A 24,852-nucleotide genomic window follows, 5' to 3' on the forward strand; every position below is an offset into this window, starting at 1 on the left:
TTTTGCGAATACCGAAGACGTTCATCTGATTCCCGAGTCATTCCCGAGGAGGCCTTTCCATGACCACCACCTACAAACTGCCCGCAGCGGTCGAACGTTATCTCGAACAGACCGATCAGCGTTTGGCGCATCGCCCCAAGCTTCAGAAGATGTTCCGCAACTGCTACCCCAACACGCTGGAGACGACGACCAAGCTGCTGGACGACGGCACGACCTTCGTCTATACCGGCGATATTCCGGCCATGTGGCTGCGCGATTCGGTCGAGCAGGTCCGGCATTATATCCCGTTGGCCGGAGAAGATCCGGACTTGCAGCGGATCATCGAAGGGCTGATCAAACGCCAACTGTTCTATATCAATCTCGATCCTTACACCAACGCGTTCAACGAAACGGCCAACGGCCGGCATTACCGCGATTCCGACGACTGCGAGCTGAGTCCGTGGATGTGGGAGCGCAAATACGAGCTGGATTCGCTGTGTTTCCCGGTGCAATTGTTGGCGCAGTACTGGCAGGCAACCGGCCGGACGGCGATGTTCGACGACGACTGTTACCGCGCGCTGAACAGCATCGTGCGGGTCATCGCGACCGAGCAGCGGCATGACGAGAAATCGCCGTACTTTTTCCGCCGGGATACCCGGCAGGTTACCGAGACGCTGTACAACGACGGACGCGGCATGCCGACCAACTATACCGGCATGAGCTGGTCGGGATTCCGTTCCAGCGACGACGCTTGCGAGTTCGGCTACAATATCCCGGCGAACATGTTCGCCGTCGTGATCCTCGGCCATATCGAGCGCATCGCGTCCGAGATCTATCGGGACGAAGAACTCGCCGGACGCGCCGCGAAACTGATCAAAGAAATCGACTTCGGCATTCAGCGCTACGGGATCGTCGAACATCCCAAGCACGGCCGGATCTACGCGTTCGAGACCGACGGCTACGGCAATTATTCCTTGATGGACGACGCCGGCACGCCGGGATTGCTGTCGATTCCCTATATCGGCTACGTCGGCGCGGACGATCCGGTGTATCAGAACACCCGCCGTTTCGCGCTGAGTTTCGATAATCCGTTCTACTTCGAAGGCAAATACGCCAAAGGCATCGGCAGCCCGCACACGCCCGGCGGCTATGTCTGGCATATGGCGCTGTCCATGCAGGCGCTGACTTCGGGCGACGATGACGAGGTCCGCGGCCTGATCGAGACGCTGCTGGCGACCGACGCCGATACCGGCTATATGCACGAAGGATTCCACCCCGACGACCCGACCGATTTCTCCCGCGAATGGTTCGCTTGGTCGAACAGCCTGTTCGCTGCGTTGATTATGAAAGCGATGGACAAAGGGTTGGTCTAAAAAAGCTCTCTCGTTCAATCGAACACGCTGCATTTGTTTCTGGCTTGTTGTTTTGATAACGGATGATAAAATGTGCGCATCACGTCAACATTCACTAAGACTAAGCGTTACCTTTCCCGCGCGCCCTAAAACGTATCGGAACCGAAAAGACCACGCTTTCCGCCTATCCCGGAAAGCCGTGGTCTCTTTTTTGATCTTGATCTTGATATTAGAGGGAACCTTCCAGGCCGCTAAGTCTTAAAGGCTTGCACGACCTTCCCCCTCCGCCCAGAGCGGGACCGTTTCCGAACCGGAGCGCCTTTGGCTTGCCTCCCCCTACCTCCAGCAAAGTTCTTATTCCAATCAGGGGGGAGGCAAACAACGAAGCGCAGGTCGGAAACGGTCCCGCGGCCCCACAAACGAAACGGTCCCGCGGCCCTCACACCTCGTAATTCACCACATACGGATGCATCCCGTCCCGATAATACCCTTCGCTGCACTCCGCCGCGCGTCCCTGCGCGTCGTAGGCGAAGCGCAGCCGCTTGAGCAGAGGAGCGTCCGCGGCGACCCCGAGCGCCGACGCGATCCGCTCGCCCGGCGATCCGACCGAAAATTCGTCGCGCATCCGCGCGATCTCGATGCCCTGTTCTTCGAGCCAGCCGTAGAGCGACTGCCCTTGAAGACTCCGCGGTTCCGAATCTTCGTCTCCGGTCCGTGACGGCAGGTCGTGCGTATAGTGAATGAACGGCACGTCGTCCAGCAGATAGAGCCGTTCCACGCGGAGGCACGAAGCGCCGAACAGCTCGCGTTGGCGGCTGCCGTCTTCCGTCGCGACGACCTCGGCGCGCAGAATCTTTTTGTCGATCCGCAGGCCTTCTTCGACCAGAATCTCCGTGAATCTTTTCCATGTGGAGAGCTTCGACGTGGAGGTGTTGCGCACGACGCGCGTGCCTTTGCCGCTGCTGGTCTCCAGATAGCCTTCCTGCACCAATAATTTCACGGCATTGCGCACGGTGATCTTGCTAACCGCGAATTCTTCTTCCAGTTTCGGTTCGGGAGGAAGATACGAGTCGAGCGGGTATTGACCGTGCAGAATCCGGTCTTTGAGGATGCTGTGGATCTTGAGATACAGCGATTGTTTGGTGCGGCTTGTCGCCATGTTCGTATGCCTACCTTTCTATATCGCCGAAGCCTTCGGTCATGGCGCGGACGATCTGTGCTTCCGACGAGAACGGCGTATCGCCGGGTACGGTGTGCGCCAGCATCGAAGCGGCCGCGGCGAAGCGCACCGTCCGGTCCGGCGTCCATCCCGACAGCTCGCCGTGCAGGATGCCGCTCGTATACGCGTCGCCCGCGCCGATGCGGTCATAGACGGGGAAGGTCAGCGGTTCGGCCCAGTAGAATCGCCGGTCCGGCTCGCCCCGGTACAGAAACGCCGCCAGCGAGTGCCGCCCGTCCGCTTCGATCCCGCGATGCGTGCCGGCAATGGTCCCGATCGCGTAATGCCCGGCTGTTTCCGGGATCAGCTCCGCGAGACGCTCCGCTCGGCTTTCGGCCGACGCGGGCATGCCGAGAACATGCATCGCGTCGTTTTCGTTCATCATAACAAGATCCGCGAGCGAGAGCATTCTTTTATACCACGGACGCGCTTTGTCGTAGCCGCCTTCGCCCCAGAGAGCCGGACGGTAGTTGCAGTCGAAGACGACCGTTTTGCCCGCCGCCTTCAGCGCTTCCGCGAACGCGACGGCGCTGCGCCGAACGGTATCGTTCATGGCGAGCGAGATGCCGCAGAAGTGGACGGCGTCGACCGACTGCGCGATCTGTGCAAAAGGATACGCGCCTTCGCCGGCCGTATTGAAGCTGCTCTGCGCCCGGTTCGCGTACGTCACCCGGCTCGGCCGCGCGCCGAAGCCCGTTTCGAGAAAATACATGCCCAGATTCGCGCCTTCGCGGCGGATATGGTCGGGCAGCAGTCCCAGCTTGCGCAGATTGGCTTCCGCCGCGTCGCCGATCGGGTTATCCGGCAGCGTCGTCACGGGCAAGGCCGAATAACCGAAACGCGACAACCCCGACAATACGTTCACGCCGCTGCCGGAGTAGGAGACTTGCAGCGTATCCGTCTGCGACAGCAGCCGCACGCCCGGCGTTTCCAGCCGCATCATCACCTCGCCGAACGCGGCGATTCGCGGAGCCGCGGCCGGCCGTCGCGGCGCGGATTCGGCAGCCTCAGGCATAACGGTCGACCGACTTGCGCAAGACTTCCAACAGTTCGCCGACGTCGGAGACGATCGTGTCGCCGCTCTTTTCGTCGACGATCGACGAATACACGTGCGGAATGACCTGCGGCACGCCGGCCGCGAGCGCGATCTCCAGAATTGGTCCGAAGTTGGCTTTGTCGATGCCGCCTGTCGGTTCCAGCGCGAAACCTTCTTCGCCGCAGGCCTGCGCGACCGCGCGGTATTCTTCTTCCAGCGAGAGACCTTTCATCGGGAAATATTTGAGCGCGTCGCCGCCCATGTCCCGAACGAGCGCGATCGCCGCTTTGACCGGCACGATCGCCGATTCCGCCGCCGCGGCGCTGAACGGGCCGGTGGACAGATTCACGTAACCCGGCCGCCCGGTCGGAGAGACGAGCGCGTTGATCCAGCCCGGCGTTCCGGCCAGATTGGCGCGCGTCGCGCCGACCGACGGAAACACCTGATTGATATGGCTGCCCGCGTACTGCCGCGCGATTTCGGCCACGACCTGCGCTTGGCGGTTATCGCCCGCGCCGAGCCCGATCGAGACGGCGTCGTCGATAGCCTGTCCGTATTCGCGCATCGCGGCAACGGCCGCGTCGACCGTCGGATACGCTTTGGACAGCACGCCGACCAGCACATGGCCTTCCGCCGCTTCGAAGACGTCCCGCGCGTTGCTTACGCTGCCGGCCAGCACGTTCAACGCCGCGCGCCCTTTGTACAATCGTTTGGCGATTCCGCTTTCCGTTTTCACGTTTACCGCTCCTTTTTCGCTCATTTGCTTAATGTCCTCCTTCGAATAATTCGTTCAGGCGCTCCGCGATCACCTGCATATCGTCGCCGAGCAGCGGCCGCGGATCGATATCGAAATAGCCCTGCCGCGCGCCGTAATCCCGGGTATAGATCGCGATCTCGCCGCTTTGCAGCGCTTCGACCGCCCGCACCGCGTCGATGCCGGCACGCTGCGGGTCGATCTTGATCCGAGCGCGGTAGATCGCCCGGCCCGCTTCGTCCTGCACGATGCTCGCCGATACGCCGTTCAGTTCGTTCAACGGCAGCAGCGTCTCCAGCGCCCGGCGTTCCTGCTCGCTGTTGTCGGGCTTGTCGAGGTATTCGTCGAGCGCTTGCAGCAGGCCGAACGTCGTTTCTTTGCCGACTTTCATGCTGCGGCCGATGCCGTGAAGCTGCGTTTTGACCCATTCGACGTATTCGCGTTTGCCGGCCACGATGCCGGAAGTCGGACCTTCGATGGCTTTGGAGCCGCTAAAAATGACCAAGTCGGAGCACGCCGCGTAACGCCGCAGATCTTCTTCGGCCGCCGCGTCGATGATCAGAGGGAGGCCGATCCGCTGCGCCAGCGCCCACGTTTCTTCGACGGAGGCCATATTTTTCTGCACGGCATGATGCGATTTGACGTAGAGGATCGCCGCCGTGCGCTCGGTGACGCATTCTTCCAACTGCGCGGTCGTGCCTTCGTTGGCGTAGCCCGCTTCGACGACGCGACCGCCGCCCAAATAGATCATCGTTTCGACCGGCGCGCCGTACTGCACGTTATGGCCTTTGAGCATGACGATCTCGCTGCGTTCGATCGGCTTCTGATGCAGGCGGAGGCTGCGTCCGCGGTCGCCGCGCGTGACCAGCCCGGCCACGGACAGCGCGATGCCGCTCGACGCGGAATTGACGACGACGGCCGCTTCGAATCCGTACTGACTTGCGATCCGGTCGCCCGCTTTGTTCACGAGATCGGATATCTCGACATAACTCTGGCCGCCGATCCGCATCGCGTCCATCACGGTATCGGTCGGCGCGGATACGCCGAGAATGCTCATCCGGCCGCTGGCGTTGATCACGCGTTTAAGCCCGTACTCGGCATGCAAGGTATTGTCCATTTACGACCACTCCTTCGGCTTGTAAAGTTTGTTTCGCGGTGCGGGAGATTCCTTCGGAATCGGTGAGCGCGGAAGATTTGTTTTCCAACGAAAAGACGGTCAGATTCGCCGGGTCGCCGATCTGAATGCGGCCCAGCTCGGGACGTTTCAGCCAAGCGGCCGGACGCGCGGTCACCGCGCCGATCACTTCGGGCAGCGAGTAGCCGAGCGACAGGAATTTCGTCAGAACGTTCGCCATGCCGTAGACGGGTCCGTCCAAGCGGTTGCCGCGGTAGATATCGGTGCTGATCGTGTCGAAAAAAACGCCGGACTGCCGCGCCTGCTCCGCCGTCTCGAACGAGAAGCTGGCCGTGCCGTGCCCGACGTCGAGCTGCACGCCGCGCGCGATCGCGTCGGTCAGCACCGGCAGAGGGCGGCCGTCGCCGTCGAACAGATTATTCGCTTTGCCGTTGAGATAATGCGTGACGACGTCGCCGGAACGCAGCAGCGGCAGCACTTCGTCGATCGAAGGAGGGGCCGAGCCGATATGCGTCATGATCGGCAGTCCCAACTCCTCCGCCAGAGATACCGCGAGGCGCAGCGGCTCCGTGCCGTTATCGCCGACCACGCTGCCGCTGATTCTCGCTTTGAGTCCGATCACGAAATCCGGGTGCCGCCGCGCGGCGGCCAGCGCCACTTCGCGGTCGATCCATTCCAGCCGCGACAGCTCGTCCGTACGCCGAAGTCCGATCCGCGATACGTTCAAGAACGCGAGCAGCCGGGTATGCGCTCCGTCGCGGCTGGCGGCCAGATCGTCGATCCGGTCCGCGCCGCAGCTGCCCGCGTCGACGACCGCGGTGCAGCCGCAGCCGACGCCGATCTCGTCGAGCGAATCGCCGTACGGCTCCCATTCGGGAAACGCGTGCACATGCAGATCGATCCAGCCGCTCGACACGTAGAGCCGGCCTTCGCCTTCCAGCGTACGGCCGCCGCTCGGCGCGGTGCCCGCGGCATGGATCCCGGCGATAAGGCCCTGCTTGATCGTCAGGTCGACGGCAGTTCCGTCCGGCAGCCGGAACTGCCGAAGTACCAGATCTTGCTTCATAACGCACCTGCTTTCTTCTATATAAATATAAAGGGGAGAGCGGGTCTTGCGCGGTTTACGGTAAATCACTCTTTCAAGATAACACCGCTTTCGCAGAAAAACAATATAACGTTATAATGTTTAAGGATAAAGAAATAGAGAAAGGCTTGATCCGTGCAAACTTACGTCGAAGGTCAGAATCATGTTACGCTGGGAACACCCGTGTGCGCGACAGAAGGACAAATTTTCTTCGAAACGAAACGAACGGAAATAGCGGGGCCGCTCACTTTTTTTCACCTTGACAGCCCATACCCCCTTTGCTAAGATTGCAATAATATATTTTCAGAAAAGCCCTTTCAGCTTTCCATATAAGGAAAAAACGGCGGTTAGGACAAGATAAAAAAGGAGGCAAAATCGCGTGTGGAATAGCAAGTTTGACAAAGAAGGTCTGACCTTCGACGACGTATTGCTCGTACCGAGAAAGTCGGAGGTTCTGCCGAAGGAAGTCAGCGTGTCCACGAAACTGAGCGACAAGGTCAAGCTGAACATTCCGCTGATCAGCGCGGGCATGGATACCGTTACCGAGGCGGTTCTGGCGATCGCGATCGCTCGCGAAGGCGGCATCGGCGTGATCCATAAAAATATGCCGGTCGAGAAGCAGGCGGACGAAGTCAACCGCGTCAAGCGCTCCGAGAACGGCGTCATCACGAATCCGTTCTTCCTGAGTCCGGATCATCTCGTTTCCGATGCAGAGGTCCTTATGGGCAAGTATCGGATTTCCGGCGTGCCGATCGTCGACGAGAACGAGAAACTGGTCGGCATCCTGACGAACCGCGACCTGCGTTTCGTGCACGATTACAATATCGCGATCAAAGAAGTCATGACGCAAGAGAACCTCGTTACGGCTCCGGTCGGCACGACGTTGAGCGAAGCGGAAGGCCTGCTGCAGCAGCACAAGATCGAGAAGCTGCCGCTGGTCGACGAGAACAACGTGCTCAAAGGCCTGATCACCATCAAGGATATCGAAAAAGCGATCCAATTCCCGAACGCGGCCAAAGACGCTCAGGGACGCCTGCTCGTCGGCGCCGCCGTCGGCGTGTCGAGCGACGCGATCGAACGGATCGACGCGCTGGTCGAAGCCGGCGTCGACATGATCGTCGTCGATTCCGCGCACGGCCACCATATCAACATCATCGACGCGGTCCGCAATATCCGCGCCCGTTATCCGGAACTGACGATCGTCGCGGGCAACGTGGCAACCGGCGAAGCGACTCGCGATCTGATCGAAGCCGGCGCTTCGGTCGTCAAAGTCGGCATCGGTCCGGGTTCCATCTGTACGACCCGCGTTATCGCCGGTATCGGCGTGCCGCAGATCACGGCGATCTACGACTGCGCGACCGTTGCTCGCGAGTATGGAGTACCGATCATCGCCGACGGCGGGATCAAATACTCCGGCGAGATCACCAAAGCGATCGCGGCCGGCGCTCACGCCGTCATGCTGGGCAGCATGTTCGCGGGCACGGAAGAAAGCCCGGGCGAATCGGAGATCTACCAAGGCCGCCGCTTCAAGGTATACCGCGGCATGGGCTCCATCGCGGCGATGAAACAAGGCAGCAAAGACCGTTATTTCCAAGACGACGACAAGAAACTCGTACCGGAAGGCATCGAAGGCCGCGTGGCTTACAAAGGCGCTTTGTCCGATACGATCAACCAACTCGTCGGCGGCCTGCGTTCGGGTATGGGCTACTGCGGCGCCGAGGACCTCGACGTGCTTCGCAACGATACCCAATTCGTCCGCATCACCGGAGCCGGATTGCGCGAGAGCCATCCGCACGACGTTCAGATCACCAAAGAAGCCCCGAACTATTCGGTCTAAGCTTTGAGAAGCGTCTGAACGTCCCGCTTGAATGTTTCGATTCACATCATTTTTATATCGCTTCATCCGATACGAGGGACCGGCCAACAGCCCGGTTCCTTTTTCTTTTTTCTATGTAAAAAAGCAAGAAAGCCCGATCTTTTAGAAGGCTAATGGGTGAAGGGGAAATTTCAGTGTAGGAGCGATAGCGACCGCCTTTGTAATTGGGAGGCTTCCTTGTTGATTCCAATCAGAGCTTCCCAATTACAACACGCGGCCGAAACGAAGTTTCCCCGGAGCCCTCCAGCCTTTTAAACGCACAGGACTTTCCCGCGCCCCGGGAAGACACGCCGCCCAACCCTGTGTTAGACTAATAAGGTATGCCAAGACACTCAGCACGAGGGGAGTACTTATCCATTGAAACGCACAACCTTTACTTATAAGACCAAAGTCGAGAAGAACCGTTTTGCTCAGCCCAAATTCCTGAAAAGAAGCGCCGCTTCGGTTCTGCTTATCCATATGCTCTGCCTATCCGTCGTCCCGGCCAATCTGGCCAGCGCCGCAGCGGACACGACCCAAACGCAAAAAGCCGACACGACGGCGGCCAAACCGGCGGCAACCGCGCAAAAAGCGATCCCGAGCGTCGAAAGTCTGGGGCTTGCCGTCAAATCGGCGGTACTGCTCGAACCGACGACCGGCGAAGTCATTCTATCCGTGGACGCGGGTACCGCGCTTCCGCCGGCCAGCATGACCAAGATGATGACCGAATACATCGTCGCCGAACAAGTCAAACAAGGCAAGATGAAATGGGAAGATACCGTAACCGTGAGCAAAAACGCCGCAGCGCAGGTCGGCTCGCGCGTCTTCTTGGCCGAAGGCGACCAGCATACCGTCAAAGAACTGTATATCGCGATGGCGATCGGTTCCGCGAACGACGCGACGGTCGCGCTGGCGGAGACCGTTGCGCCGACCGAGCAGGAATTCGTGAAGCTGATGAACAGCGAAGCCAAGCGCATGGGCATGAAAACGGCGCATTTTGCCAACTCGACAGGTCTGGATATTGCCGATATGCCGGACGGCACACGTCCGTCCGACGGCAAAGAGACCGTGATGTCGGCGCTCGACGCGGCGACTTTGGCGAAATATATCGTGACGGATCACCCGGATTTCAGCGATTTCACGAAGCTTCCGTCGTACCAGTTCCGCCCGGGTTCGAACGGCAAGATCGACAATCTGGACTGGATGCTGGAATCCAACGCGAGCGTTCCGAACTTGAAAGCTTACGCGTACAAAGGCCTCGACGGATTGAAGACCGGACACACCAATGCGGCGGGCAATAACTTCACGGGTACGGCCGTTCGCGACGGAATGCGTCTGATCAGCGTCGTCATGGGCACGGACGTCAAGAATCAAGGTTCGCGTTTCGTGGAGACCCGCAAAGTGCTCGATTACGGCTTCAACAACTTCGAGATCAAGCAAATGGTCGCGGCGAATCAAGCGCTCGAAGGCGAAGAGCCGATCGCGGTAACCAAAGGCAAAGAAGAAACCGTATCGTACGAAACGTCCAAAGCGATCAGCTTCGTCGTGCCCAAAGGCGCGGACGCCAGCGGTCTGAAGGTTCAAACGAGCCTCGAGTCCGGTCTGGAAGCGCCGGTCGCCAAAGGCGACAAAGTCGGTACGGCAACCTATACGTATCAAGCGGCCGGAATGGCGCAGCCGCAGACCAAGACCGTCGATCTCGTCGCTTCGGCGGACGTCGAGAAAGCCGGATGGTTCAAGCAGCTGATGAGAGCGATCGGCGGCTTCTTCTCCGACCTGTTCGAAGGCATCAAAAACCTGTTCTAATGGGCACATACCGATTGTATCTGGTTAGTCCCTGCTGTAAAATTAAATGAATGGCGACTACCGGCTGTACGAATACGATACTGGCATGGTGCGCAAAACCAGGTCCGGACAAGCGAAAGGATGAAGATCCCGTGTTGGATGTAAAAATATTGAGAAACGATTATGACCGCGTGAAGCAGGCTTTGGCGAACCGCGGCAAATCCGAAGATCTGATCGCGAATTTCCCTCGTCTCGACGGCGAACGCCGCGAGAAGCTGCAGGAAGTGGAGACGCTGAAGAACCGTCGGAACACCGTTTCGGCGGAAGTGGCCCAGTTGAAAAAGAACCGCGAGAACGCGGACGACCTGATCGCGGAGATGCGTCAGGTATCCGACCGGATCAAGCAGCTGGACGAAGAGGTTCGCGGATTGGAAACCGAGATCGACGCGATCACGATGGCGATTCCGAACATTCCGAACGAAGCGGTGCCGATCGGCGCGTCCGAAGACGATAACGTGGAGATTCGCCGCGTAGGCGAACCGCGCGAGTTCGATTTTACGCCGAAAGCCCATTGGGAAACGGCGCAGAACCTCGGCATTCTCGATTTCGAAGCGGCTGCCAAAGTAACGGGTTCGCGCTTTACCTTCTATAAAGGGCTCGGAGCCCGTCTGGAACGCGCGCTGATCAACTTTATGATGGATCTGCACAGCGAAGAACACGGCTACGAAGAGATGCTGCCTCCGTACATCGTCAATCAGGACAGCCTGTACGGAACCGGCCAACTGCCGAAGTTCGAAGAAGATCTGTTCAAGCTCAAAGACACCGAATATTATCTGATCCCGACGGCCGAGGTTCCGGTGACCAACTACCACCGCGACGAGATTCTCGAAGCCGAAGATCTGCCGAAAAAATATATCGCCTACAGCGCCTGCTTCCGTTCCGAAGCCGGTTCGGCGGGACGCGATACGCGCGGCCTGATCCGTCAGCACCAATTCAACAAAGTCGAAATGATCAAGATCGTGCATCCGGATCATTCCTACGACGAATTGGAACAAATGACGGCGAACGCCGAGCGCGTGCTGCAATTGCTCGGCCTGCCTTACCGCGTCATCGTGCTCTGCACGGCGGATATGGGCTTCACGGCCGCGAAAACGTACGACCTCGAAGTCTGGCTGCCGGAGAGCGGCATGTACCGCGAGATCTCGTCGTGCTCGAACGTCGAAGATTTCCAAGCGCGCCGCGCCAGCATCCGTTTCCGCCGCGAACCGAAAGGCAAGCCGGAATTCGTGCACACGCTGAACGGCTCGGGACTGGCCGTAGGCCGTACGGTCGCCGCCATTCTGGAGAACTATCAGCAGGAAGACGGCAGCGTCCTGATTCCGGAAGTGCTTCAGCCGTACATGCGCGGCGTCAAAGTCATCGCTCCGCAAGCGTAAATCGCAAAGCGAATAGGCAAGACAGCCGGCTGTACAGTCGATTTCTTGCCTTGCGCGTGCCCTGCGGATAAGGTAGAATGATAGGTGTTGCGCCGCTTTTTGGAGTGGCTCGACGCCTATCATTTCTTTTGCATGGAGAGGTACCGAAGCGGTCATAACGGGGCGGTCTTGAAAACCGTTAGGGTGCAAGCCCACATGGGTTCGAATCCCATCCTCTCCGCCAGTTTAATAATATCCTTGTTATATAAGGCTTTATAGCAAGGTTGGCTGAAACGCACTTTACCGTTGGATAGCGGTGTGGTGCGTTTTTTTGTGTTCGTGACCGTTGGATAAACATCTGACGGAGGTAGAGAAATATGAGTACAAACATGGGTGACAAACCGCGTAAACGCGGGCAGCGGAAGAATAATTTGGACATTCCCCAGCAGTTCTTAGACCGCCTGAGTCCATCGGTTTTGGAAACGTCTCGGTTGGAGCAGCAGAACGCACCTTGGAGGACTATCGCAAGCACATGCGTTGGTTCCGGCAATTCTTGTCTTCGGAGTATAGCGGTCTGGATAACTTTGTACCGAACCGCGATGTGATTTGAGCTTGGATTTCGCATATGCTGACTGTACGGAAACTGATGCCGTCTACGATTAACATCAGACTGAGAACAGTGAAGGCGATCTTCGAGAGCAGTATAAGAAATTTCATAGATAGAGAATATAAGTGATTTTGAAATATGAGGCAGAAAAAGAATAAAGCCGCCCCTAAGGGCGGCTATTTTAATAACATCTATACTATAGAAGTGTGATATAATAAAAGAAGAACATTCGTTCCGCGTGTGAGACGTTCTAAAATCGCTTCTAAGCGATTCTTGTAGATTTTAAGAGTATATAATTTGATTGTTCACAGAAACGAATAGAGGGCCATTTCTGAGCGTCTGAAGCCATTTTAAAAACATGTGATTGACAAACAGAAATAGACCATGATATATTAATATCAGGGTCGAGGAAAGTGTTTACAATTGGACAAACTTAATCTTGTGTTATGGTGCGCCAACACCATAAAGTAGTAATTTCTTTAAGCTACGCTACAAATAGTATCAGAAATTTTCGTCTTTATCAAGAGTTTCAACGATTTTAGGCGTAATTTATTTGATATTGTTACATAAGAACTTAAGTATTGCTCCCTTCAAATAGAGGAGGAAATTATTTATTCGGAAGTGTGAATAAATTCCTCTGACCCAAACAATATGAAGGAGCTAAATTATAATGAGAAGAGCGGAATTAGTAGAGAGTTTGATGTATTTTCAGCAATATCTTGGAAAAGAGAAGATCAAGAAGCAGCTTAATGCTACTGGCTGTATGGGTGAAAAAAAGTTTGAGAACTTTGAGGAGACTTATCAAGAAGTTAAGGCTAGCTTGCTTGAGTCTAAACAAAGTGATTCCAAACTGGTAACTTGTGAAACCTTGGCTTTTGGTGTTGAGAAAGGTCTCATAACAGAAACTGAACTTGATGAGGTTTTATTTAGAGTTTTGGAAGATAGCTTGATGAATGCGTATCTTTTCAAAATTGATAGTCACAGTATCGCATTGAATGATACTGATGCTGTGTTGGCTGTTCTACAATCTTGGGGCGTTTCTCAGGATAAGAAAATCTTGAGCAATATTTCTAAGGATGCTAAAGGATTGGATTTTGTTGCGTGTTCTTATAGAGTTTATGAAACTGACGGTAGTATTGAATCCCTTAGAATCTTGCTTTTAGATAGAGAATTGGTTACTCTAGGTGGAAAAAATAGAGATCAAGTTCTGGTGACTTATCCAACTTTAATTGAATTTGATTTTCTTAATGGCTTAGGTCACATTCGTGTAAAAGATGTCGATAATCTTGAAACTGATAAAGAAGAAGTTGGACAAATGAGTAAGAGAATTAAAAGAACTCTCGACCACATACACTCATTTACACCCAATGTAAACTTGAAAGAAATTAGAGGGTTCAATAAAACTCTATATTTGCTGGAAGAAGATATATTGGGCAAAAAGAGAGCAGCGGCTGAAGAAAGATTGAAGGATTTTAACGAGTCAATAGATAGATTCGTTTTAGAAATTGAGAGTAACCTTGGTGTAGGATCAGAGGGTATGTTTGATACCAGGGAGTATATTTCTTACGCTGTATTATCGAAAATTGCGTCAACGATGCAACAAAATGAGCAAGGTGAAATAGTTGGAATCAAGTTTAGAAACCTTAGAGAAACAGATACAAAAGAATATGCATCAGTTCATATTTCTGATAGAGGATTCAAATGTATTTCTACAGATGATGTATATTGGTTTAATTTGCCTATCTTGAAGACTCATGAAAAAGTAGAAGAATTAAAGCTTACCCGAGAATTTTCAAGTGGCGGCTATCGCGTAGTTAGGTTAGAAATGGCTTTAGACACTGCTAATGTACGAATGCTTCAAAGGAACGATCACCCAGATAAAGACTATCACCGCCAGCCTACAGATGAAGACTACTTGGAAATGATCCAGTATTTGAATAGCTTCATGAGACCCAAAGAATAAGATTTGCGTAAGCTAGAGAGAATTTATTGACTGAACAAAGTAAGAGGATTAGAATTAGTTTGTTCAACGGTCATATATCATAACACATGTTCATTTTAAACCGCTGTAGTAAATCGACAATCAAGTATTGTTATCTCAGTTATATCAAGGGTTGGCGGGCTTTCTATATAAGGGGCGGTCTTGAAAACCGTTAGGGTGCAAGCCCACATGGGTTCGAATCCCATCCTCTCCGCCAGTTTGCATAGACACCCGCGCGGCAAGCGATTGCGGCGGGTTTAAACGAAACGCACTTTACCGTTGGATAGCGGCAAAGTGCGTTTTTTGTCGTTCCTGACCGCTTACGCTCCCCCGAAGATCTCCCGCAAATAATCGTCCATGATCCGAAGCGGTTCTTGCAGCCCTTGGTTCGGGAACTTATGCGTGACTTTATAGCAGACTCTCGGAGGCAGCGAGATCGAGAGCTTCTGAAGAACGAAATCGCCGAGCCGCAGCATATGCGCGCCGATCGAAGCCGGGACGATCGCCCATTGTACGGGATCGCGCAAGAACGTCGTAATCAGTCCGGCCGTATCCAGATGCACGCGCGACGGGCAGAGCGGGTCCCACCACTGGTCGTGCCGGAATTGAAATTCTTTGTTCCAATTGATAAAGACTTCGTGTTCGGCCGCCAGTTCTTCCGTCTCGACCGTATCTCCGCTATGCCTTCCTTCCGCAGCCAGCCGCAGCAGCACCATCTCTTCCGCATGAAAAGGCTTAACGGTGACGCTGGGCGATACGATCTCCCGCACCACGAACGCCACGTCCATTTCGCGCCGCTCGATGCTGTCGAACGCTTCCTGCGTATGCTGCGTACGAATTTGCAGTCGGATCGACGGGTCATGCCCACTAAGCTTTTCGTACAAAGGAGGCAGAACGAAATGACTGATGCTCTCGGCGGCGCCGATCGCCAGACTGAGCGGCGAACCGCCGGCCTGCAAGATCTGCGTTTCTCTCGATAACGCCTCCCATCGTTCCGCGATACTGAAAAAGTTTTCTCCTTTCGGCGTCAATCCGATCTTGGACGCGCCTTTTTTGCGTTCGACCAGAATGCCGCCCATCTCTTGTTCCAACGTCTTCAGCCGATAGCTTACCGTAGTTTGCGACAGATGCAGCCATTCCGCCGCTTTGCTGATACTTTGCGTGCGCACGATCGCCAGAAAAGCTTCGATCCCCGGAAAATACATCGGATTTCCTCCTGACTTATCGAAAATGTTCATATTCTTTGCCGAATATTTAAGTTTTACATCATGATTCGCTAGGTTTAAAATTACTGCGAGATCAGGTCCGGAGTCAAATCGAGCTTTATTATAGAAGAAAGGGGAACCGATCATGAAAATTTTACTCGTCGGCCATTTCAACGAAATCGCCAAATCCAAGATTTCCGCCTGTTTTCCCGCAGACTGGGAGGTGGCCATCGTCCCGCCCGGGCCGGATATGCAGCGCCATCTCGGAGATTGTCAGGTACTCATTCCGGAACATGTCCAAGTCGATCATGATCTGTTGGCTTCGGCCCCGAAGCTGCGATTGGTGCAGACCGGCGCGGGCTTCGATAACGTGGATATTTCGGCCTGCACGCGGCTCGGCATCTGGGCGGCCAACGCTTCGGGCGTGAACGCACAGGCGGTAGCCGAACATGTCATGGCGCTGATGCTGGCCTACTATAAGAACATCCCGTTTCTGGACGGCTTCATGAAAAAGCGCATAAGCGAGGACGAATTGGACTATACGGGAAGCGAATTAAGCGGCAAAACGATCGGAATCGTCGGGTGGGGCGCGATCGGGCAGAAAGTCGCGGCGCTGTGCGGCGCTTTCGATATGCGGGTATTGGCACATTCGAGGCATGCCGAGCAGTCCGGCGGGCAAGCCGAAATGACGGATCTGGATACGCTGCTGCGTACATCGGATATCGTCAGCATACATGCGGCATTGAATCCGCAGACGCAGCGTTCGATCGACAAAGCCGTTTTCGAGAAAATGAAAAACGCGGCGCTGCTCATCAATACGTCGCGCGGGAAAATCGTGAACGAAAGCGATCTGATCGACGCGTTGAAAAAAGGAGAACTTGCAGGCGCGTGTCTGGACGTGTTCGATACCGAACCGCTTCCGCCGGACAGCGAACTTCGGGATCTGGATCACGTGATTCTGACCCCGCATACGGCCGGCATGCCGGACGGACGCAAATTTCATCAGAAAAGATACGATTTCTTTATTCGGAATATCAAGCGGGTAGAAAACGGCGAAGAGCCGGAAAGCAAGCTGAATCAACTGTAATCCTCCGTTTCCGAACGTTTTCGGCCTATTCGCAGGTCCGCGGTCGCTCTTTCTTCGGGAAGAGCGACCTTTTGCCGGAAAACGAAGGATAATCGAGACAAAGCTTAAAAAAGTGTGGCATAATTGGAGTACACGTCTATGTATGCGCTCGTATACGATTGTCTGCTTGTTCATACGATCCGTCAAAGGAGAGACTTCTATCGAATGATCAATCTATATTTATATGGAAGGAACGTGAACGATGACCGAATCCGTTGTGCCGTCTTCAAACACCCTCCCAAATCGGAAGCCCAGAAACGCGCAGCCGCGCAAACACGGTAAACGCACCTTCAAGCAAATTTTCGTCAGATCCTTTTTTATCGTGCTCGGAGCCATTCTTGTCGCGGTCGCGTTAGAGCTGTTCCTCGTCCCCAATAAGATTACCGACGGAGGGATTACCGGAGTCTCGGTCATGACCTCGTTTTTGACCGAATGGAAACTGGGGATTTTCCTGTTTGTTTTCAACCTTCCTTTTCTCATCATCGGATACAAACAAATCGGCAAGACGTTCGCGTTATCCACATTGCTCGGCATTACCGTTCTGTCGATCGGCACCGTTCTGCTTCATCCGGTTCAAGCCTTCGTTCAAGATACGCTGCTGGCCTTCGTATTCGGCGGCATCTTTCTCGGCGTCGGCACCGGCCTCGTGATTCGCAACGGCGGATCGCTGGACGGAACCGAGATCGTCGCCATCCTGATCTCCCGCAAAACCGCCTTTTCCGTAGGCGAGATCGTCATGTTCTTCAACCTGTTCATCTTATCGGCGGCCGGCTTCGTCTATGACTGGAACAGCGCGCTGTTCTCGATGCTCGCTTATTACATCGCCTACAAGATGATCGACGTCACGATTGAAGGCATGAACGAATCCAAATCGGTCTGGATCATCAGCGACCAGATCGACGATATCGGCAACGCGATCCTGGATCGTTTGGGACGCGGCGTGACGTATCTGGCCGGCGAAGGCGGTTTTACGGGCGATCCGAAAAAAGTCATTTTCTGCGTAATCACAAGGCTCGAAGAAGCCAAACTCAAAGAGATCGTGAACCAATTCGACGACAAAGCTTTTCTGGCGATCGGCAACATCCATGACGTCAAAGGCGGCCGTTTCAAGAAAAAAGATATTCACTAACACCTTGTCAACACTAAAGGTAGGCATACGCTTCCCTGAATCGTACTAGAAGCACGTGCGTTTCAGGAAAACGTAAGCCTGTGATTAAAAGTTGAAAGGTTACTAACATTAAGAATGTGAATAAAAGGAGAATAAGGCAGGACCTAAGAACTTGTGTAGCTCTTGGGTCCTGTTTTTTTTGTAAGTCTTAGTGTCCATTTTTGATATTTTGAAACTTTTCGAAAAATATTCACGTATACTTAGACGAGTCCGGAACACTTGATCTCTTATCGGGGTTTAGGATTCGGAAGGTCGGGTTATAGGGTATAAGGACGTTTTGAAAACACATACAGATACGATAGGGGAGAACAAAAATTATGAAAAAGAAATTGTTCGGAAGCATGGGCGCCGTCATGATGGCGGGAACGTTGGTATTGTCGGGCTGCGGAAACAACGCCGCGAATCCGGCCGCGAAAGTGGACGACTCGCCGAAAGCGCTGCTTAAGCAATCGGTAACGAGCACGATGGCCGCAACGGCTTATGAAGCGAACAGCAACTTCACGATCAACGAATTGACCGTGAAAATGCCTGCCGAAAGCATGGATTCCGCCAGCGTGGATCAAGTCGTAAGCATGCTCAAAGGCGCGGAGTTCAACGTGAAAACGACTTACCAAGCCGATCCGATGCAAACGGAAATGAACCTTGAAGTGAAGCTGAAAGGCGATATGGAAATGACGATCAAACTGCCGATCGTGATGACCAAAGAAAAAATGTACGTCAAAGTTCCGAACATCGCGCTGCTGCCGCTGCCTGAAAACTTGGTCGGCAAATTCATCGAGATCGATATGAAAGAACTGGCCGCGGAACAAGGCACGGAGTTCAACGAAGCCATGCTGGATCCGAAAAACACGCAAAAACTGAGCGCGGACATGAGCTCGGCCGTACTGGACAGCTTCGACGAAGGCAAATACTTCAAGAAGATCGCGGCCGGCGACGCCGGACTGCCTGAAGGCGTCAAAGCCGAAGACGTCGTACGCTTCGAAGTGACGAACGATAACGTCAAAGACGCGATCACGACATTGGTGAACGTAGCGCTGCCGAAAGTCATCGAAACGCTCGACACGCCGGAATATCGCGAGATGCTCGGCTTGACCGAACAAGATCTCAAAGACGCGAAGACCGAGCTGAGCACGAAAGACAACGAAGAAATGAACAAAAACCTGGACGAACTGAAAAATTATCTGACCGTCAACACGTTCCAAATGGATACGGCGCTGAACAAAGATAAATTCCCGGTTTACCAAAAAGCGACGATCGACGTGAACTTCCAAGATCCGGAATCCGATACGTCGGGTAAAGTATCGCTGGTCGGTTCGTCGACGTACAGCAAAGTGAACGAAAAACAAACGTTCGAAGTCGGTATCCCGACAGACACGATCACGCTGGACGAACTGGAAAACATGAACTACTAAGTTGACCGCATTGAATTTAAGGTTTGAGCCTTTCGGAAACACGCACGGTTCAAGCGGTTTTTGAAGGGCGAAACCTAACCTCTTAAGCGGTCAGCGTACGACTAATCTTGTCGACCAGATATTGAATTCGGTCTGAAGCTTCGGCTTGAACCGGACAAAAAAAGAAGCGGCCCTCTCGCGGGAGCCGCTTCTTTTGCGTTCGGATTTACCGTTCTTCGCCCGGCGAGAGTCGAAGCGTCGGGATCGGCCTTATTCCGAGCCCGGCAGTTCCGGATCTTCTGCTTTTTTGTCGGATGCGACGGACTCGGACGCTTTGAGCAGCATCTTGCGTTCTTTGAGGCGTTGTCGCAGTCCGCGGAAGAAATCCGACAGCAGCGCGGAACATTCTTCTTGCAGCACGCCTTCGATCGACTCGGTACGATGATTGAACCGCGGTTCTTGAAGCAGATTCATGAGCGTGCCGGCGCAGCCGGCTTTGGGATCGGGCGTTCCGTATACGACCAGCGGCACGCGGCCTTGCACGATCGCGCCGGCGCACATCGGGCAAGGTTCCAAAGTGACGTATAACGTGCAATCCAGCAGCCGCCAAGCCCCGATTCGTTCGCTGGCTTCGCGGATCGCGATCATTTCGGCATGGGCGGTAGCGTCATGCGTCGTCTCGCGCAGATTATAGCCGCGTCCGACGATCTCGCCGCCGCGCACGATGACGGCGCCGATCGGAACTTCGCCGATCGCTTCCGCTTTGCGAGCTTCCTCGATCGCGAAGCGCATCCAATATTCGTGGATCAGCGGATCAGATTCTAAGGTGGAAACGTCCAAAAAATAAAGCCCCTTCCGTAGGTTTGTTCAGCCTCTATTCATCGAACAAACATTCGTTTGTTAACAGAGTGTGCACAAAATTGTGGATAACTAAGCGGTAGTCCACAGTGTTATGCACATATTCTACATTTCGTTTGTGGATTTGTGAATCACCTGTGGATAATTTTTTTCATCGAAAATATGCGGAAATAACGAAGAAAACCTCTTTCCGAAGAAAGAGGTTTTCGGTCGGCCGATCAAGGCGAAGTCGGATTCGTGGTGCTGATCGTGTTGGTTCCGTCTTGGTAATTCCGAATGATCGAGACTTCGACGCGACGATTCTGCGCGCGTCCCGCTTCCGTCGCGTTCGAGGCTACCGGATGGTATTCGCCTGCCGCGATCGAAGTAAAGCGTACCGGATCGAGATTCGGGTTCTTCAGCAGAACCTGCATGAAGTTGTTGGCCCGCGAAGAACTCAGATCCCAGTTGGATTTGAATTGGCTGTTCAAGATCGGCACGTTATCCGTATGGCCGATGACCTGAATGTTATAACCCGGGAAGTTCTTGAGAATGTTCGCGATCGATGCGGCCAGCGTCCGGGAACTCGGTTTGACGACCGCATCGCCGGAAGCGAACAAAGCTTTGTCGCTGATCGTGATCAGAAGCTGCGACTGATTCAGATTCGTATCCAACTGACTGTTGAGACCGTTTTTGGCGATATAGCTATCGAGCTGCTTTTGGAGTTTGGTCAGATCTTCTTGCTCTTTTTGTTTCAACTTAGCCAGCGATTCGTTGGCCGAATCTTTCTTTCTGGCTTCCGCCTGCTGGGCCATTTGTTGAATGGACTGCTTCTGCTGCGACTCTGTTTTGGTGCCGTCCTGCTTTTTGCTGGCATCGGTCGTAGAGGTATGGTCCATTACGCTTTTGCCTCCGTGGAACACGGAGTCGAACGCTTCGGCCATCGCTTCGAATTTGCTGACGTTGGCGGAACTCATCGCGTACAATACGATGAACAGGGCAAGCAGAAGCGTCATCAAGTCGGAATAGGGAAGAAGCCAACTCTCGTCGGCATGCTCTTCGTGGTGTTCGGCTCTAGCTTTCTTGGCCACCCGAGTCGCCTCCCTTTTCTTCTAATTTCTTGCGCTCGGTAGGCGTCAAGAACACGGACAGCTTCTGATTGATGGCGATCGTCGATACCCCGGATTGAATCGACAACAGTCCTTCGACCATCATCATGCGGACTTCGACTTCTTTTTTGGAGACGCGTTTCAGTTTGTTCGAGATCGGGTGGGATACGACATAACCGACGAAGATCCCGAGCAGCGTCGCGATGAACGCGGCCGCGATGGCGTGGGCCAGTTTGTTCATGTCGGACAATTCGCCGAGCGCGGCGATCAGGCCGACCACGGCTCCGAGTACGCCCAGCGTCGGCGCGTACATCCCGGCTTGCGCAAAGATCTGCGCGCCGGTCCGGTGACGTTCTTCCATCGCGTGAATATCTTCCATCAAGACGTCGCTGACGAATTCCTGATCGTTACCGTCGATGATCATCCGCATTCCGTTGCGGAGGAAATCGTCGTCGATCTCGTCCACTTTGGATTCGAGTGCAAGCAAGCCTTCGCGACGGGTAATGGAGGCCCATTCCATGAACATGCCGACCAACTCGGTCTTGTCAATCGTTTTGGGCTTAAAAAAGACGATCTTGAAGAGCTTCGGCACGCTTTTCAGGTCGCTCATCGGGAAACCGATGAAGACCGTCGATACCGTACCCCCGATGATAATCAGATAGGCCGCCGGTACCATCAAAGAGCCGAGCGGAGCCCCTTTGAGAATCATACCGACGAAGATCGAGATTATTGCGAGTACAAAACCAATAATAGACGATAATTCCATGCAAGCACCTCATCCATGAGAATATAAACTTTCCTAACGCGCTTCGGCCATCCCTGGCCTGTGCGAACGGCAATCGGCAAACTTGCGACCTTAAAAGCGGCCTTGTCGACTGCTGCTATAGTAGCGACGATGTTTCCGGACGATACCGGCTTGAAAACAGTTTGCAACTCGATATGTTTTTTATCGACGGGGGGAGCTTTTTTTTTAAGACTTAAAGTGCTGTATAATGAAAATAAGACAATAAGGTTTATATAATGGACAAATAAAGGAGCGGCACACATGGGCGTGAAGCATGGCAGAGATTACGGGGAAATTTTGCAGGATCTGACGAAAGCGGTCTCATTGATTCCGGACAGCTATCTCTTCTTCGAGATGGATTCGGAAGATTGGGAACGGCTCGGCGGGGAAGAACGCTTAGAAGTGCACGAAGCGTTAGCCGAAGATCTGTTCTACGCGCTCGGCACGCAGCCGTCGATCGACGTAGGCAGCGCGGTAGTGATTCACGATTCGATCTTGCATCGCATCAATATCCTGATCGGCGAGAAGCAGATGACCTTCGTGCCTCTGATCTAGAGGAAGAAGGAAGAACGGAGGTCCCGAACGATGGAGGAAAAGAAACGAAAACAAGCTGGGCGCAAAGAACATGATAAGGCAGCGCCGACGATCGTAGTCGTCGGCAGCTTGAACATGGATATCGTCATGGAAAGCGCTCGTGCGCCGGAACAGGGCGAGACGCTGCTTGGCAGCGGCATGCATCTGCTTCCCGGCGGCAAAGGCGCGAACCAAGCGCTGTGCGCCGCGCGGCTCGGCGCGACGGTCTCGATGATCGGAGCGGTCGGAGACGACGGCTTCGGCGCGGAGATGACGGACGCGCTGGAGCGGGAGGGCGTCGACGTATCGCGCGTGCTGCGCCGCGCGGAGACGCCGAGCGGCGCGGCGTCGATCTGGCTGGCCGGCGGCGATAACCGGATTCTGGTGTATCCGGGCGCCAACGGCACGCTCGGCGCGGAGGATATCGCCGCGCCGGAGAATGTCCGCCTGCTGCAAGAGGCGGACGCGGTGCTCATCCAGCTGGAGATTCCGCTGGATGCCGCGGTCAGAGCCGCGACGATCGCGCGCGAAGCCGGCGCGATCGTCGTGCTCAATCCCGCTCCGGCGGCGGAGCTGCCGGAGGCGCTGCTGCGCGGCGCGAGCGTGCTCACCCCGAACCGGGGCGAGCTTGCCGCGCTGGCGGGCGCGCCTACGGACGGCGACGCGCAGCTCGCGGCCGCCGCGCGCAAGCTGGCCGCCGCGAGCGGCGGCGCCGTCGTCACGACGCTCGGCGAAGCCGGAGCGCTCGTGCTTGAACGGCAGGGCGGGACCCCCGAAGCGGTCCCGGCAGCCCAAGCCGGCCCGGTCGTCGATACGACGGGGGCCGGAGACTGCTTCAGCGCCGCCTTGGCGGTGGCGCTGGCGCGCGGGAGCGCGCTGCCCGAGGCCGCGCGTTATGCCGCCTGTGCGGCCGCTCTCGCCGTCACGCGCCTCGGAGCGCAGGGCGGCATGCCCGCCGAGGCGGAAGTCGACCGGCTTTATTCGGCCGGCCTTTCCGGTTCCGCAAGCCCCGCCGACGAGTCCGGCGCCTGATACACCATGCAGTAGAACGGCTTCATGCCTTCCGGCGTCATCCGTTCGTACAGATCGGTAATGGCGAAGCCGGCCTTGCGGTAAGCCGAGATCGCCCGCTGATTCCAAGTCAGCACCTCCAGATCGATCTCTTGGCCCGGAACGCGGCGCAGCGCTTCGTCGGCGACCGCGCGTACGAGCCGCGCGCCCATTCCGCGGCCGCAGAGATCCGGACGCATGCCGATCCCCAGCCGGGTCGTGCCGCCGAGCGGAAAGAGTTGGGCGAAACCGCAAAATACGCCGCCCCGGTGCGCCGTCACGTATTGTTGAACACGCAGCTCGGGATCGCCGAATTCGATCCCGAGCTTTTGCATGTCCGGCCACGGCATCCAGCCGTAAATATCGTACGGAGGCTCGTACGCCCAGCCGCAGACCTCTTCGGCCTCTTGTTCCGTCATCGTATGAATCTCGAAGGATAAGGTATCCATAAGAACTTCTCTCCTTGTTCGAAAAATTCCCTTTAAATAGGAAAAAGCCCGTTTAAGCCTTGTACAGAAGGGTAATCATAATTACGTTGAAAAATTTCATGGAGGTTTGAAACCTTTTCAGCCTTTCGTTCGTTTAACAGGTAGTTCACACTTTTACCCCAAAGAAAAAGACATGAAAAAACCGCACCAGATGATAGCGTTCATCTAATGCGGCCGATGCCTCGAAAGGCGTCTTATTTCAAACCTTTAAGGAAATGATCCATTTCGAATACCGAGCGTAATCCGGACCTGCTGTTAAGAGGTAAAGATTTCGGCTTAGTTGGAGAAGCGGGCAGCGCCCACGTAACGTTCTGCATAATAACTCGAGCTCAGGTTGTCGTAACGAACTCCGTTCGAAGACGACGAATGGGCGAATTTGCCGTTGCCTACATAAATGCCGACATGCGAGATTCCGCGGCCGTTCGTATTGAAGAATACGAGATCGCCTGCACGCAGTTCGTCTTTGCTTACTTTGCTTCCCGCGCTGTATTGAGCGGAAGATTGACGCGGCAGATCGATACCGATCTTGTCAAACACATAGCTGGTGAATCCCGAGCAGTCAAAACCGTTCGGCGTGGTTCCGGCAGTGCGATAAGGTGTTCCGAGAACAGAGTCGATTACATCGTCCATTTTGGAATCTGCGTGAGCGTTTCCTGTGGTCACAACGCTGAACGCGATGGCGAGACCCATTACTGCGGCTGTCAGCTTCTTCTTCAAAGACATTGTACCCCTTCCATTTTGCCTGCGAGGTTAGCTTAAGGATTCGGTTGAGAAGGTCCCCCTATGACTCCTCCGTTGCGAAGTCAATTCACCCATAACTGGTTCCCCCGCTTCCCGGTGCCGGAATTTGGCTTAGATCTTGGTTTGCACCGAAAAAGCTCCAGTTGTTATCGTCTTGTTGTCCTTAATTGCATCGTGT

Annotated in this window: 20 protein-coding genes, 1 tRNA gene, 1 pseudogene and 1 riboswitch; of the genes and pseudogenes, 11 read left to right on the top strand and 11 right to left on the bottom strand. The window is 54.8% G+C overall.

Features of this window, described 5'->3' with window-relative positions; genetic code table 11:
- The first annotated feature begins 59 nt into the window (after positions 1-59).
- Complete coding sequence (locus CDO73_RS25320) at positions 60-1,352, top strand: glycoside hydrolase family 125 protein (protein WP_088491283.1); 1,293 nt, start codon at positions 60-62, stop codon at positions 1,350-1,352.
- Between the two features lie 418 nt (positions 1,353-1,770).
- Here CDO73_RS25320 and CDO73_RS25325 read toward each other — a convergent pair whose 3' ends face one another.
- Genes CDO73_RS25325 through CDO73_RS25345 form a run of 5 tightly spaced genes read right to left on the bottom strand, consistent with a single transcriptional unit; the run spans position 1,771 to position 6,541 of the window.
- A complete protein-coding gene (locus tag CDO73_RS25325) occupies positions 1,771-2,490 on the bottom strand; it encodes a GntR family transcriptional regulator (protein ID WP_088491284.1) in 720 nt (239 codons plus the stop codon).
- Positions 2,491-2,500: 10 nt separating this feature from the next.
- On the bottom strand, positions 2,501-3,565 hold the full coding sequence (locus CDO73_RS25330) for a sugar kinase (protein ID WP_088491285.1): 1,065 nt from the start codon (positions 3,563-3,565) through the stop codon (positions 2,501-2,503).
- A complete protein-coding gene (gene dagF, locus CDO73_RS25335; RefSeq protein WP_088491286.1) occupies positions 3,558-4,346 on the bottom strand; it encodes a 2-dehydro-3-deoxy-phosphogluconate aldolase in 789 nt (262 codons plus the stop codon). The genes CDO73_RS25330 and dagF overlap by 8 nt, the downstream gene beginning before the upstream one ends.
- Positions 4,347-4,350: 4 nt before the next feature.
- Positions 4,351-5,457 carry a DgaE family pyridoxal phosphate-dependent ammonia lyase gene (locus CDO73_RS25340; RefSeq protein WP_088491287.1) on the bottom strand — a complete coding sequence of 369 codons (1,107 nt, stop codon included), beginning with the start codon at positions 5,455-5,457 and terminating at the stop codon, positions 4,351-4,353.
- The gene (locus tag CDO73_RS25345; protein WP_088491288.1) at positions 5,423-6,541 is read right to left on the bottom strand and encodes an amidohydrolase/deacetylase family metallohydrolase; all 1,119 of its coding nucleotides are present in this window, start codon (positions 6,539-6,541) and stop codon (positions 5,423-5,425) included. Before CDO73_RS25345 ends, CDO73_RS25340 begins: the two co-directional genes overlap by 35 nt.
- A gap of 397 nt (positions 6,542-6,938) precedes the next feature.
- On the opposite strand from CDO73_RS25345, the gene guaB reads away from it, so the two are divergent.
- The 5 genes from guaB (at position 6,939) to CDO73_RS25370 (ending at position 14,184) form a co-directional block, all read left to right on the top strand.
- Positions 6,939-8,396, top strand: coding sequence for an IMP dehydrogenase (guaB, locus tag CDO73_RS25350; RefSeq protein WP_088491289.1), 1,458 nt, complete (start codon positions 6,939-6,941; stop codon positions 8,394-8,396).
- Positions 8,397-8,792: 396 nt separating this feature from the next.
- On the top strand, positions 8,793-10,220 hold the full coding sequence (locus CDO73_RS25355; protein ID WP_088491290.1) for a D-alanyl-D-alanine carboxypeptidase family protein: 1,428 nt from the start codon (positions 8,793-8,795) through the stop codon (positions 10,218-10,220).
- 131 nt (positions 10,221-10,351) lie between these two features.
- A complete protein-coding gene (gene serS, locus CDO73_RS25360; RefSeq protein WP_088491291.1) occupies positions 10,352-11,635 on the top strand; it encodes a serine--tRNA ligase in 1,284 nt (427 codons plus the stop codon).
- Positions 11,636-11,769: 134 nt separating this feature from the next.
- A tRNA-Ser gene (locus CDO73_RS25365) sits at positions 11,770-11,858 on the top strand.
- A 1,033-nt stretch (positions 11,859-12,891) separates the two neighbouring features.
- Positions 12,892-14,184 (top strand): hypothetical protein, encoded by a 1,293-nt coding sequence (locus tag CDO73_RS25370; RefSeq protein ID WP_088491292.1) that lies wholly within the window; start codon positions 12,892-12,894, stop codon positions 14,182-14,184.
- Positions 14,185-14,522: 338 nt separating this feature from the next.
- Here CDO73_RS25370 and CDO73_RS25375 read toward each other — a convergent pair whose 3' ends face one another.
- Positions 14,523-15,407, bottom strand: coding sequence for a LysR family transcriptional regulator (locus CDO73_RS25375; RefSeq protein ID WP_088491293.1), 885 nt, complete (start codon positions 15,405-15,407; stop codon positions 14,523-14,525).
- A 145-nt stretch (positions 15,408-15,552) separates the two neighbouring features.
- On the opposite strand from CDO73_RS25375, the gene CDO73_RS25380 reads away from it, so the two are divergent.
- The 3 genes from CDO73_RS25380 to CDO73_RS25390 all read left to right on the top strand — a co-directional run bounded on the left by CDO73_RS25380 (position 15,553) and on the right by CDO73_RS25390 (position 19,113).
- Positions 15,553-16,494: an NAD(P)-dependent oxidoreductase gene (locus CDO73_RS25380; protein WP_088491294.1), complete on the top strand. Its 942-nt coding sequence runs from the start codon at positions 15,553-15,555 to the stop codon at positions 16,492-16,494.
- 241 nt (positions 16,495-16,735) lie between these two features.
- Entirely contained in the window at positions 16,736-17,662 is a 927-nt protein-coding gene (locus tag CDO73_RS25385) for a YitT family protein (RefSeq protein ID WP_088491295.1), read from the top strand.
- A gap of 356 nt (positions 17,663-18,018) precedes the next feature.
- Positions 18,019-19,113: a hypothetical protein gene (locus CDO73_RS25390; protein ID WP_088491296.1), complete on the top strand. Its 1,095-nt coding sequence runs from the start codon at positions 18,019-18,021 to the stop codon at positions 19,111-19,113.
- Positions 19,114-19,431: 318 nt separating this feature from the next.
- Here the strand turns inward: CDO73_RS25390 and tadA are convergent.
- The 3 genes and pseudogenes from tadA to motA all read right to left on the bottom strand — a co-directional run.
- Positions 19,432-19,932: pseudogene (tadA, locus tag CDO73_RS25395) on the bottom strand (tRNA adenosine(34) deaminase TadA); the annotation flags it as partial.
- Positions 19,933-20,168: 236 nt separating this feature from the next.
- Positions 20,169-21,020, bottom strand: coding sequence for a flagellar motor protein MotB (locus tag CDO73_RS25400; RefSeq protein ID WP_088491298.1), 852 nt, complete (start codon positions 21,018-21,020; stop codon positions 20,169-20,171).
- Complete coding sequence (gene motA, locus CDO73_RS25405; RefSeq protein ID WP_088491299.1) at positions 21,004-21,804, bottom strand: flagellar motor stator protein MotA; 801 nt, start codon at positions 21,802-21,804, stop codon at positions 21,004-21,006. The genes CDO73_RS25400 and motA overlap by 17 nt, the downstream gene beginning before the upstream one ends.
- Before the next feature lie 279 nt (positions 21,805-22,083).
- Here motA and CDO73_RS25410 point away from each other — a divergent pair, with 279 nt between their 5' ends.
- A complete protein-coding gene (locus tag CDO73_RS25410; RefSeq protein ID WP_088491300.1) occupies positions 22,084-22,377 on the top strand; it encodes a hypothetical protein in 294 nt (97 codons plus the stop codon).
- Positions 22,378-22,407: 30 nt separating this feature from the next.
- Positions 22,408-23,427, top strand: a complete 1,020-nt coding sequence (rbsK, locus tag CDO73_RS25415; protein ID WP_088491301.1) for a ribokinase — start codon at positions 22,408-22,410, stop codon at positions 23,425-23,427.
- Here rbsK and CDO73_RS25420 read toward each other — a convergent pair.
- Positions 23,373-23,894, bottom strand: a complete 522-nt coding sequence (locus CDO73_RS25420) for a GNAT family N-acetyltransferase (protein WP_088491302.1) — start codon at positions 23,892-23,894, stop codon at positions 23,373-23,375. The genes rbsK and CDO73_RS25420 overlap by 55 nt on opposite strands.
- Positions 23,895-24,209: 315 nt before the next feature.
- Positions 24,210-24,650: a C40 family peptidase gene (locus tag CDO73_RS25425; protein WP_088491317.1), complete on the bottom strand. Its 441-nt coding sequence runs from the start codon at positions 24,648-24,650 to the stop codon at positions 24,210-24,212.
- A gap of 7 nt (positions 24,651-24,657) precedes the next feature.
- Positions 24,658-24,796: riboswitch (cyclic di-AMP (ydaO/yuaA leader) on the bottom strand.
- Positions 24,797-24,852: the final 56 nt, after the last annotated feature.

Origin of the sequence: Saccharibacillus sp. O23 (genome assembly GCF_002205895.1) — a bacterium.
Lineage (GTDB): Bacteria > Bacillota > Bacilli > Paenibacillales > Paenibacillaceae > Saccharibacillus.

What these genes read in the sequence shown, in the direction of transcription:
- CDO73_RS25320 (WP_088491283.1), top strand. Translation starts at nt 60, where the DNA reads ATGACCACCACCTACAAACTGCCCGCAGCGGTCGAACGTTATCTCGAA.
- CDO73_RS25325 (WP_088491284.1), bottom strand. Translation starts at nt 2,490, where the DNA reads ATGGCGACAAGCCGCACCAAACAATCGCTGTATCTCAAGATCCACAGC.
- CDO73_RS25330 (WP_088491285.1), bottom strand. Translation starts at nt 3,565, where the DNA reads ATGCCTGAGGCTGCCGAATCCGCGCCGCGACGGCCGGCCGCGGCTCCG.
- dagF (WP_088491286.1), bottom strand. Translation starts at nt 4,346, where the DNA reads ATGAGCGAAAAAGGAGCGGTAAACGTGAAAACGGAAAGCGGAATCGCC.
- CDO73_RS25340 (WP_088491287.1), bottom strand. Translation starts at nt 5,457, where the DNA reads ATGGACAATACCTTGCATGCCGAGTACGGGCTTAAACGCGTGATCAAC.
- CDO73_RS25345 (WP_088491288.1), bottom strand. Translation starts at nt 6,541, where the DNA reads ATGAAGCAAGATCTGGTACTTCGGCAGTTCCGGCTGCCGGACGGAACT.
- CDO73_RS25370 (WP_088491292.1), top strand. Translation starts at nt 12,892, where the DNA reads ATGAGAAGAGCGGAATTAGTAGAGAGTTTGATGTATTTTCAGCAATAT.
- CDO73_RS25375 (WP_088491293.1), bottom strand. Translation starts at nt 15,407, where the DNA reads ATGTATTTTCCGGGGATCGAAGCTTTTCTGGCGATCGTGCGCACGCAA.
- CDO73_RS25380 (WP_088491294.1), top strand. Translation starts at nt 15,553, where the DNA reads ATGAAAATTTTACTCGTCGGCCATTTCAACGAAATCGCCAAATCCAAG.
- CDO73_RS25385 (WP_088491295.1), top strand. Translation starts at nt 16,736, where the DNA reads ATGACCGAATCCGTTGTGCCGTCTTCAAACACCCTCCCAAATCGGAAG.
- CDO73_RS25390 (WP_088491296.1), top strand. Translation starts at nt 18,019, where the DNA reads ATGAAAAAGAAATTGTTCGGAAGCATGGGCGCCGTCATGATGGCGGGA.
- motA (WP_088491299.1), bottom strand. Translation starts at nt 21,804, where the DNA reads ATGGAATTATCGTCTATTATTGGTTTTGTACTCGCAATAATCTCGATC.
- CDO73_RS25410 (WP_088491300.1), top strand. Translation starts at nt 22,084, where the DNA reads ATGGGCGTGAAGCATGGCAGAGATTACGGGGAAATTTTGCAGGATCTG.
- rbsK (WP_088491301.1), top strand. Translation starts at nt 22,408, where the DNA reads ATGGAGGAAAAGAAACGAAAACAAGCTGGGCGCAAAGAACATGATAAG.
- CDO73_RS25420 (WP_088491302.1), bottom strand. Translation starts at nt 23,894, where the DNA reads ATGGATACCTTATCCTTCGAGATTCATACGATGACGGAACAAGAGGCC.